This is a genomic window from Paenibacillus alginolyticus DSM 5050 = NBRC 15375, from assembly GCF_000422905.1.
Taxonomy (GTDB): domain Bacteria; phylum Bacillota; class Bacilli; order Paenibacillales; family NBRC-103111; genus Paenibacillus_E; species Paenibacillus_E alginolyticus.
In genome coordinates this window covers 925-10,008 of record NZ_KE383956.1, presented here as the reverse complement: position 1 = coordinate 10,008, position 9,084 = coordinate 925, and the positions used below count along the sequence as shown (strand labels likewise).

The 9,084-nt window shown below is 43.4% G+C and carries 13 protein-coding genes; 6 read left to right on the top strand and 7 right to left on the bottom strand.

Annotated features, from left to right (window positions below):
• A partial coding sequence (locus G519_RS0141165; RefSeq protein WP_029199472.1) for an integrase core domain-containing protein occupies positions 1-276 on the top strand: 276 nt, incomplete at its 5' end.
• Positions 277-866: 590 nt separating this feature from the next.
• On the opposite strand, the gene G519_RS0141160 is transcribed toward G519_RS0141165, so the two are convergent.
• The gene (locus G519_RS0141160; RefSeq protein ID WP_244280395.1) at positions 867-1,448 is read right to left on the bottom strand and encodes a polysaccharide deacetylase family protein; all 582 of its coding nucleotides are present in this window, start codon (positions 1,446-1,448) and stop codon (positions 867-869) included.
• Here G519_RS0141160 and G519_RS51535 point away from each other — a divergent pair.
• Positions 1,428-1,706: a hypothetical protein gene (locus tag G519_RS51535; protein WP_164826799.1), complete on the top strand. Its 279-nt coding sequence runs from the start codon at positions 1,428-1,430 to the stop codon at positions 1,704-1,706. The two genes, G519_RS0141160 and G519_RS51535, sit on opposite strands and share 21 nt — an antisense overlap.
• A gap of 262 nt (positions 1,707-1,968) precedes the next feature.
• Here the strand turns inward: G519_RS51535 and G519_RS0141155 are convergent, their stop codons facing one another.
• The 3 genes from G519_RS0141155 to G519_RS0141145 all read right to left on the bottom strand — a co-directional run bounded on the left by G519_RS0141155 (position 1,969) and on the right by G519_RS0141145 (position 4,296).
• Positions 1,969-2,418, bottom strand: a complete 450-nt coding sequence (locus tag G519_RS0141155) for a DUF6157 family protein (RefSeq protein WP_244280393.1) — start codon at positions 2,416-2,418, stop codon at positions 1,969-1,971.
• A 6-nt stretch (positions 2,419-2,424) separates the two neighbouring features.
• Positions 2,425-2,973, bottom strand: coding sequence for a DUF1697 domain-containing protein (locus G519_RS0141150; protein WP_029199469.1), 549 nt, complete (start codon positions 2,971-2,973; stop codon positions 2,425-2,427).
• Positions 2,974-3,048: 75 nt separating this feature from the next.
• Positions 3,049-4,296 (bottom strand): TolB family protein, encoded by a 1,248-nt coding sequence (locus tag G519_RS0141145; RefSeq protein WP_029199468.1) that lies wholly within the window; start codon positions 4,294-4,296, stop codon positions 3,049-3,051.
• 175 nt (positions 4,297-4,471) lie between these two features.
• Between G519_RS0141145 and G519_RS0141140 the strand changes: the two genes are divergently transcribed.
• The 3 genes from G519_RS0141140 to G519_RS0141130 all read left to right on the top strand — a co-directional run bounded on the left by G519_RS0141140 (position 4,472) and on the right by G519_RS0141130 (position 6,530).
• The gene (locus G519_RS0141140) at positions 4,472-5,245 is read left to right on the top strand and encodes a threonine/serine exporter family protein (RefSeq protein ID WP_029199467.1); all 774 of its coding nucleotides are present in this window, start codon (positions 4,472-4,474) and stop codon (positions 5,243-5,245) included.
• A 4-nt stretch (positions 5,246-5,249) separates the two neighbouring features.
• A complete protein-coding gene (locus G519_RS0141135) occupies positions 5,250-5,678 on the top strand; it encodes a threonine/serine exporter family protein (protein ID WP_029199466.1) in 429 nt (142 codons plus the stop codon).
• Between the two features lie 153 nt (positions 5,679-5,831).
• Positions 5,832-6,530: a class I SAM-dependent methyltransferase gene (locus tag G519_RS0141130; RefSeq protein WP_029199465.1), complete on the top strand. Its 699-nt coding sequence runs from the start codon at positions 5,832-5,834 to the stop codon at positions 6,528-6,530.
• A 5-nt stretch (positions 6,531-6,535) separates the two neighbouring features.
• Here G519_RS0141130 and G519_RS0141125 read toward each other — a convergent pair whose 3' ends face one another.
• The 3 genes from G519_RS0141125 to G519_RS0141115 all read right to left on the bottom strand — a co-directional run bounded on the left by G519_RS0141125 (position 6,536) and on the right by G519_RS0141115 (position 8,399).
• A complete protein-coding gene (locus G519_RS0141125; RefSeq protein WP_029199464.1) occupies positions 6,536-6,979 on the bottom strand; it encodes a hypothetical protein in 444 nt (147 codons plus the stop codon).
• 70 nt (positions 6,980-7,049) lie between these two features.
• A complete protein-coding gene (locus G519_RS0141120) occupies positions 7,050-7,382 on the bottom strand; it encodes an ASCH domain-containing protein (RefSeq protein ID WP_029199463.1) in 333 nt (110 codons plus the stop codon).
• A gap of 69 nt (positions 7,383-7,451) precedes the next feature.
• Positions 7,452-8,399, bottom strand: coding sequence for a helix-turn-helix transcriptional regulator (locus G519_RS0141115; RefSeq protein ID WP_029199462.1), 948 nt, complete (start codon positions 8,397-8,399; stop codon positions 7,452-7,454).
• A 131-nt stretch (positions 8,400-8,530) separates the two neighbouring features.
• On the opposite strand from G519_RS0141115, the gene G519_RS0141110 reads away from it, so the two are divergent.
• Complete coding sequence (locus G519_RS0141110) at positions 8,531-8,956, top strand: VOC family protein (protein WP_029199461.1); 426 nt, start codon at positions 8,531-8,533, stop codon at positions 8,954-8,956.
• Positions 8,957-9,084 lie beyond the last annotated feature (128 nt).

The window sequence follows — 9,084 nt, the reverse complement described above, 5'->3', positions numbered from 1 at the left end:
TGTTTGGACGAGAATCGTCCGATCGAGCACGAGCGCATACCGCCCAAGACCCCCAATATGAACGCATACATTGAGTCATTTCATAGCATTATTGAAAGAGATGTGTACACAAAAGAGTACTTTGAAACGTTTGAAGAAGCTTACCAAAGAGTACACACATACATTGAATTCTACAACCAACGGCGTTTCCACGGAAGTCTGCACAAAATGAGTCCAAGCCAGTACCATGCAGCTTGGGAAGCTAAAAAATTAGAAGCCGTAGAAATTGCGCTTTAGTGTGCTAGAGAAATGAGAAGCTGCGAGAGCGAGAGCATTTAGCAGCTAGACTCCATAATTAAGGGGCCGAACCGCTTTAGTGTGAATTAAAAAAATGGACTGAAATATTTCGAGAATGATTCAAATTGTTGCATTTTCTATCATTTTCTACAACATTAGGCAGCTAAATCCGCGAAAACCACGCGATTGTTGCATAAAACTCTGAAGCTTTTCTTCCTAGAAGATGCTCAAAAAAGAGTGAAATATGACTTTATTGTTGTACTGCATATTACTGCATACAACATTGATAGCTGAATGAACAGAAATCAATGAGAAGTGTTGTACGATATACAACACTTTCCCTAAACTAAACCAAGAAAAGGCTGGCAAGCTGGCTTACTCTGCCAACTCAGCTAATTAAGCAAACCAAACCAACAACCCAACCAACAACCCAACCAACAAACCCAACCTAACCAATCCAACCAATCCAACCAATCCAACCAATCCAACCAACAAACCAATCCAAAGGGATTGGTTTAATCTCCAAAACACATTACTCTACTGTCTAGTGAGAAAAAACGAATAGACTTTTGGCTTTTCAAGGGGAAACTTTAGCTCCTTCTTCCCGAATTAACAAGCTTCTGAACCCATGTAGCAAGATCATCTTCGCCATGAACGACAATTCGACTTAGTTCATATGGTGATTGTTTCGACGTAGCATACCCTTCCTTCGTTGTGAAGGCATAACGGTATGCCGCCTTTTTTAAGATCTTGATCGTATCCTCGTTGTACTCGCCAAACGGATAAGCAAAAACATCTGCGCTCCTCCCAAGCGCATGCGCAATACGTCGGCGCGATTCCGTGATCTCCTCGCGCTGTTGTTCTATGCTGAGCTGTGGGAGATGGCGATGTGTCACGCTATGCGGCGCTATGTCCCACCCCGCCGCGCTCAGCTCTTGCACTTGTGGCCAGCTCAAGTAGCCTGGCTGGCCAATGAATCCTGGCGACAGGAACAACGTCGCCGGAAAACCATGTCGCTGGAGGATTGGCATCGCCACCTCCGCATTGTTCGCGTAGCCGTCATCGAACGTGAGCAGCACGGGCCTTTCCGGTGACGGTTGTTTCTTCTCGATGATGCGCGCGAAGTCGCCCAGCGTCAACGGGGTGTAGTGTTGCGCGGCCAAATAGTCCATTTGGCGCGCAAACATATCGGGGTGGAGCACGTACGTGTTCCCTGGCTCCACCCCGATGCTGTGGTAGTTCAGCACGGGAATTGCAATCCCGTGCTGCTGCTCATCCGCCGCGATTTGAGACGCGGAGGCTCGGGTTGCTGCTGGCATGAAGCATGCCAGCAAGAGCCAGACAAGCGCGAATACTGGAGCGAGCGTTCGCATAATTCGCAAATATTTATTAGTACCCCTACCATTCATAATTCACACATCTCATTCTAGAATTATCTCCTTCACTTCTCTTCAATTACTCCACTACCTATCACATTTCTTAGAATCCACACAACTCATCAAGTATTAACTCCAACATTTTACATACAACACTTTCATCCATGTCTACTCCGCTTTCACGTCCCCTTTTGTTAGTATGCATATATCCCTACTATTACAGTCTCTTCGAAAATAGACGATTACCGGGCAACTCCCTCATCACAAAAAAAGAATCCCTTAGTTAAAAGGATTCCTTTTTCTCTTCCTATTTCTTTTACCCGCGAGAATTTCGCATCGCAAATAACAACTTAGGACCCTCTTCACCTTGAGTCCCCGCTTCAACAAACTGCTGGTAGGCTTCAGATTCCATAGGGTAAATCGCAATTTTGCCTTCTTCATTGTAATGAACACCCCAACCGTGCTTCTTTGGAAGCATCGATGCTCTTAAACAAGGGTGGTTTTTAGAAAAAAGCTCCTCACGAATTTCAGCACTGCGAGCTTTGATTTCACTCTGTGGAATTTGTTTGTGTTGCAAATAGACTTCATAAATAAGCTCGCCTTGCGTATATTTGTAAGGGTTTTGAGACAGCAGCTCGTATTGGATCAAATGAGCTGTTTTACTATCCTTTTTCATGGAAGGTACCGTTCCTACTTCAACTGGACAGTCAGCAGAAACCTGGATAAACGTATCCTTGTAACTCATATGTTCATCATCATAGGCCATCTAGGATTAACTCCTTCCTTCTGCAAGTTGAATCAATTTGTTCATGGTTTCCCAGTTCCGCGTTGTTGCGGATACGCCTAGCTTCTTTTCGATGAAATTGTTGCTGAACTTTGAATCTCCATAGTTCTTACGAATGAGTAAATATACCGTAAGCCCTTTGACGCGGAACTCGTCCACTTCATTTTGAAAGGATTCTAATTTTGCGATAGCCGCATCAGTCGCTGAATGAGACAATAAGGTAATATATCTTTGTTCATTCGCTTCTGTATTGACGTTTTGGTACGGTGTGTTCTCAACAATCTCGTGCAATTCTTCTAATGTTCGGATGATAACAGGAATATCAAAGGTAAGCTGAGCCTTGAGTTCGCTCACAATTCGATCACGAACGACCGCAGGGTCATCTTCCTCGCAATCAAAAATAACATTACCGCTCTGTATATAGGTAATCACATTCTTATAATCCATGGATTCAAAAATGCTTCGCAGCTTTTCCATCTTAATTATCTTCTGACCGCTGACATTAATTCCGCGCAGCAGTGCAATATACTTCGGCATCACATAACCTCACAACATTTTTTAATTCCATTATACACCAATTATGGCTTGTCTTTTAAGTATCATCACATTCATTTATTTTCGAATATAAAAACTTAGTACCGTATTCCAGTTCCTCTGCTCGTAATAGTTGGCTCCAAGGTCGATGTTTTCGATCCAAGTTTCAGCTTTTTTGCTAAGGGGACCGGTTACCACGACATTTGAATAGCTGCGATTGGATCTAATCCATGCCAACTGGTGTGAGGGTAGAGAAATAGGATTAAAATCACCGTAAGTATCCGAAGGCTGCGTCAATTGTTTCTCTTGATGACTCTTCAGCTTCACATTAACCAAATAGGGAAACTGTCTTTTAGCAGGGTCGATCGACCACTCCGCTTCTTTGGATCTTGAAGTAACGATATCACGGAGACCACGCCAAGTGAAGCTGTGTTCAACATATCCCTTGGGTGTGTAGGAAACAGATTTTCCAGCAGGAAACCGCATAACTTTCAAATGTTTATTCGTTGTAGCCTCTCTTCCGATACCCTCAATAAAGCCAAGTGTCTCATCTTTGCTCGCCCATTCATACCATTGCTCATTGTTAACCATTTGATCAATCGTTTTGAAAACGGAACCATCTGCGGATAATACACACAGTGTGTTGCCATCGGCCGACAGCGATGCGGTAGGCTTAGCCAAGAAAGCAATCCAACGTCCGTTTGCAGACCATTTGAAGATGCTGGTGGCAACAGCAAAAAAATCATCAGATTGCTTGGGCAGCACATATAACGTCTCGAAGCGGTTAGGATCAGCAATCGCGGTTAGTGGTATTTTAACGATTCGTATCGGTGTCCATCCGTTGTCTAAGAGCTTAGCCTCTGTTGAAACTAAAAAACCACTCCCATCCGGATACCAGGAAAAATTACCAATATCCTCTGCAATTTTCTTCGGTTTTGCAAGTTCATCGGAGTCTATCCAATTCAGCTGCGACGATGTTAGAAATGCAAGAGAATTCCGGTTAGGTTGCCATTGAAAGCTCCTTCCGCCTTCTTGTGCAACAAGATGACTTTGTCCAGTTTGAACCTGTAATAGCCACAGTTCCTGTTCATTTTCGCCCTTGGAGTAAGCTATCCACTGGCCGTCATAAGACCATTTCGGGTTTAATATGTATACGCCTCGGGTTAGTTGTCTCTCGTTGTTACCGGCTTTCATCCACAGATCGCCACTTCGAACGAATGCTGCCTTGAGCGGTTCGGAGGGGTTTTCTGCATAAATAGCCGTGCTGCTTGTTATGATGAGTAATACAGCCAACATGGCAAGAATGGTATTTCTAAAAGCTCTCATGATTTTCCTCCTTATGGTAACTTACCTTTTTTACGATTTCCTTTTGTTGTTAAGAACATACCGTGCCATGACCTATCGTCATTCGACGTTCATAATTATTCTCAACTTAGGATTTTCTTTGGAATCCGTGATATATTATACTTTTGGCAAATACTTTTTCAGGAGAGGACAAACCATGGCGTATCCTGCTGCTACGAACTACGAAATTGCACAAGTTTGTTTACTAGCTGGTAAAATCATGCTGGAAAACGGTGGTGAAACCTATCGTGTCGAAGACACCATGACCCACGTCGCGGAAGCCTTTGGTGTGCCTAACTCCCATAGTTTTGTAACGCCGACTGGCATCATTTTCTCCATCGATGGGCCTGAGCAGACCACACGACTTATTCGTATATCGGCTCGATCGACCGATCTTCGCAAAGTCACTGTTGTGAATGCTATTTCTAGACGTATCAGCCAGGGGGATCTATCGCCCAAAGAAGCTTATCGGCTGCTTGAGGAAATTGATGTGGCCCAGATGCGTTATCCAGCTTGGTTTCAAATCCTATCCGCAGCTGTTGCAAGCGGTTGTTTCTTAATCATGTTCCATGGAGAATGGCCTGATTTCTTCCCTGCGTTCATTGCTGGCGGGGTTGGCTTGGCATTCCTTAACTATTTCCATCGGCTAGTGCCGATTAAGTTCTTCGCTGAATTTCTGGCTTCCTTACTTATTGGAACCATGGCTTTCTTGTTTGTCAAAATGGGGTTTGGTCATGCACTCGATACCATTATTATTGGCTCTGTCATGCCGCTTGTTCCGGGACTTCTTATTACGAATGCGGTACGTGATTTAATGGCAGGCCATTTCGTTTCAGGGGTTTCCAAAGGCGCTGAAGCCTTCTTAACTGCTTTTGCCATTGGGGCCGGCATTGCCTTTGTACTTTCATTTTATAACGGGGTGGGGATTTAGGATGATGATGATTGAACAGCTCATAACGAGTTTCATTGCGACTGCGGCGTTTGCTATCCTTTTCAATGTTCCTAAGGGCACACTATTGCAGTGCGGCTTCGTGGGTATGTGCGGGTGGATGCTGTATGTTTCCCTTCAAATGATTCCTTTAGACCCAATCCTGGCCACGTTGATTGCCTCTTTTTTCGTAACCGTTATCAGTCAATTTTTTGCGAAAATATACAAAACACCTGTTATTGTATTCAGTGTATCGGGTATCATCCCATTAGTTCCTGGGGGTTTAGCTTATGATGCGATGCGTAATGTCGTTCTCAACCACTATGATCTAGCCGTACAACTTGCAGCCAAAGCCTTCCTGTTATCTGGTGCTATCGCGATCGGATTAGTCTTCTCCGAGGTTCTTAATCAGCTGTTGCGTCGAACAAAACATTGACCTTTTTGAACTATTTGCAATAGTTCTCGCCAGCTTAATAGTCTATACCTATAAAGATAATTGGTTTTATATCTTAGATTTCCCCTGCTTTCCCCTTTAAAATAAGACCAGGAAGCAAGATCATCCAATCTATGGAATGGAGTTGTTCAGCTTATGAGCGAGCAAGCAAACCAGCAAATCACAACGAAGTTCAACGAAATTGCTGAGAAATATGATAGCCAGCGGAGAAAACTGATTCCTTGTTTTGATGATTTTTACCACACAGCAACTTCACTTGTGCAGGTCGATCATGCATCTCCACGTATTCTCGACTTAGGAGCAGGTACCGGCCTCTTCTCCGCTTATGTCATCAATCAATATCCGAATGCGAAGCTAACACTGATTGATCTTTCACAAAGCATGCTCGACGTCGCAAAACAGCGGTTTGGAGAAACACAAGCCAACATGACATACATGGCGGAGGATTACAGTTTATTCGAGTCAGATGAACCTTTTGATTGCGTCATCTCCTCTCTCTCCATTCATCATCTTGAGGATCAAGCTAAGCACGAGCTGTATGGAAAGATATTTAAACTGCTTAAACCGGGCGGGCTCTTCGTTAACGCCGATCAAGTCCAAGGCAGCAGCCCTTTCCTTGATCAATTGTACCGTTCTGATTGGGTAGCTAAAGTAGAAGCCACTGATCTAACTCATGAAGCGCTGCAAGCTGCCTACGAAAGGACGAAGTTGGATAAAATGGCTCCCCTCGATCAACAGCTGAATTGGCTTCGAACTTGTGGCTTCATTGACGTTGACTGCGTCTACAAATATTACAATTTCGTTGTGATGTACGCTCGAAAGCCAGTTGTTTAACCTTTTTACCAAAGAGTCGGTTTGGCCACCATAAACCACATCATCGACAGAGTAATAATGACATACCAAATTAAAGCCATACGGAGCTTATTGACTAAGAAATCTCGATTCTCGTGTGGTGCCTTGAGCTTACGTAGCAGCGGCGAGAATGCACGGGCAATAAAGTAAAGCGATGCAACCATAATGAGAACCGTGACGATAATCCATGATGTTTTCCACGTCCACGCCGTTAACCATGTGAGTATAATTCCTGTCGCAACAAGTACATGGCCGGCATGCTTTGTAAGCCGAACTGTAATGCGAAATGGCTCTAGATAGTCTGGCAATTGCTCGAATGGCGCAACTCGAATTCTAGCTAATAATGGAAACAGGATAAAATAAGGGCCTATACTTAAAACAACACTAAATATATGGATATATAAAAGCAGCACGTACCAAGACAACACCATCATCCGTTCTATATGAGAAATTGAACAAAACAGTGCAGATCCTTAGATCCACACTGTTTTTTGTTCTTACTTATTCAGCCTTTTGAAATTCGTGTACCCATACTTTCATATGCGGCAGCCATGGCATTCCTGGATGCATAGCTAAAATGCTATCACGGTATTCATCAACGGACGTATGACCTTCTGCTTTTGCATGTTCCACTGTCAATTCACCCAAAGTTTGTTGGTAAACGTTGGTTACTGTAAACGCAGTGCCTTGCAATTCCATCGTTTCACCGATATCTGCATAGCGTCCATTACGTCTGCAAGCTGTTTTCTCACCAGCAAGCACTTTGCTAACTTCAGCTTCTTTCGTAACGAGTCGGTCGATCGAACACGTTTTTGGCGGCAATGTTTCGTTCATTTTAGTTCCCTCCTTTTGGCAGTTCTCATTATAACGAATGTCACAAGCTTTGTCGAACTGATTGGTTTCTTATTTATATTTTGCCATGATCTCGGCAATCAATTCTCTCATATCATCCACCAATTCCGGTGGACTTTTGACCGTCGCCTCATTTCCCAATCCAAGAATAAACTTTGCAAAAAAATGGATGTCACTCTTCGCAATGCTTCCATCTAGCCAACCTGTGTCATTGTCGCGAATATGTAATTTAGATACCGACCATAATTCTGCCTCGCACTTCTGGACACCTTCTTTGCTCAATTCCACATGTAAAATAACTTCCTCCTCTTCCGTCTTGTTAAGTAACTTTTTATTTCCAAGGTGAATATGCCGAAGATCCATAGGCTTCGTAGCAGAAGCTGCATAAATCGCCGAATGAATTCTGTCACATCGGAATACACGAATATCGCCGCGAAGAAAGCAATAAGCTGGACAGTACCATAAGCCGTTGCTTGCATAGATGCCAATCGGCTGTATTTCCCTACAGGATATTCCTTCTCGCGATTCATAATCGATGAGAATGACTTTTTGATCGATAGCCCCATCCAGCAAAATGGATAAATAGGGGGATTCCGCATGTCTTGACGGCGTTATAAAGTCGACCCGGTTCTTCATTTGATCAATACGATCCCGGACGTCTCCAGACATGTAATTATAAAATTTGCTCAACGCCGAAGAAGCTTCCGTTTTAAAAGGGATGTAGGCATAATGCCGCAGAGCATGACAGGCAAAAAATATGGCTATGGCCTCTTCCTCGGTAAAGGCAATGGGTGGTAGGATTCTTTCGTTCAACACCTGATAACCGCCGTGAGGTCCCACTTCCGAATATAAAGGAACCCCTAACTCACTTAATTCCTGCAAATCTCTTAAAATCGTTCTCGATGAGACCTCAAACTCTTGGGCAAGTTCCTTGACAGTAAACTTCCGTTTTCGGTTAACGGTCATCATCAATGCAAGGAGACGTTTCGATTTGGGCATAATATTTCTCCGTTTTTTATATTTGTGACAACTCTTGTCACTATTATAAATTAAAATGGACATTGAGCCACAAGAATTTCAGAACATCATGCCAAAGAATAAAAAATTTGAACTAAGGGAGCTGTTTGATCATGATTTTACAATTAACACCTTTTATTATGTTAGACGGAAATGCCAAAGAAGCAATCGATTTTTATGTACAATCTTTAGATGCTAAAGTTGTCTTTATCCAAACATTTGGAGAGAGCCCGGATGCTACCGAATCATCAATACCGGCAAATGCAAGGGATCGTATAGCCCATTCGGTGCTAAAAGTCGGTCAAACCGAACTGATGGTTTCCGATATATTTCCGGGTCAGCCCCATCCCATTGGCAATCAAGTTACCATCTGTATAACAACTTCTGAAAAGGAGCAAGCTGAACAGTTGTATGATTCGTTGAAACATGACGGGCAAGTGAGCTTGGAACTGCAAGAAACTCATTTTAGCCCAGCTTACGGTATGGTCATAGACAAGTTCGGTGTAGTCTTTCAAATTTTCACTGCGCGTCAACGGTAAATCATTTGTTACAGGAAACATTTTTCATACAAATAAGCGCGAAAAACGCGCTTTCAGTGAGAGTTCCTCGAGCCGAAGCTCGTCGACAGTGTCTGAGAGGTCGGAAATCGACTTCTCAGCTGAACGTC

Bases quoted from the DNA above. Each gene is read 5' to 3' on its own strand.
- G519_RS0141140 (WP_029199467.1), top strand. From the start codon at position 4,472: ATGGCGTATCCTGCTGCTACGAACTACGAAATTGCACAAGTTTGTTTA.
- G519_RS0141110 (WP_029199461.1), top strand. From the start codon at position 8,531: ATGATTTTACAATTAACACCTTTTATTATGTTAGACGGAAATGCCAAA.
- G519_RS0141155 (WP_244280393.1), bottom strand. From the start codon at position 2,418: ATGGCCTATGATGATGAACATATGAGTTACAAGGATACGTTTATCCAG.
- G519_RS0141130 (WP_029199465.1), top strand. From the start codon at position 5,832: ATGAGCGAGCAAGCAAACCAGCAAATCACAACGAAGTTCAACGAAATT.
- G519_RS0141120 (WP_029199463.1), bottom strand. From the start codon at position 7,382: ATGAACGAAACATTGCCGCCAAAAACGTGTTCGATCGACCGACTCGTT.
- G519_RS0141125 (WP_029199464.1), bottom strand. From the start codon at position 6,979: ATGGTGTTGTCTTGGTACGTGCTGCTTTTATATATCCATATATTTAGT.
- G519_RS0141145 (WP_029199468.1), bottom strand. From the start codon at position 4,296: ATGAGAGCTTTTAGAAATACCATTCTTGCCATGTTGGCTGTATTACTC.
- G519_RS0141135 (WP_029199466.1), top strand. From the start codon at position 5,250: ATGATGATTGAACAGCTCATAACGAGTTTCATTGCGACTGCGGCGTTT.
- G519_RS0141160 (WP_244280395.1), bottom strand. From the start codon at position 1,448: ATGGACTATTTGGCCGCGCAACACTACACCCCGTTGACGCTGGGCGAC.
- G519_RS0141115 (WP_029199462.1), bottom strand. From the start codon at position 8,399: ATGCCCAAATCGAAACGTCTCCTTGCATTGATGATGACCGTTAACCGA.
- G519_RS0141150 (WP_029199469.1), bottom strand. From the start codon at position 2,973: ATGCCGAAGTATATTGCACTGCTGCGCGGAATTAATGTCAGCGGTCAG.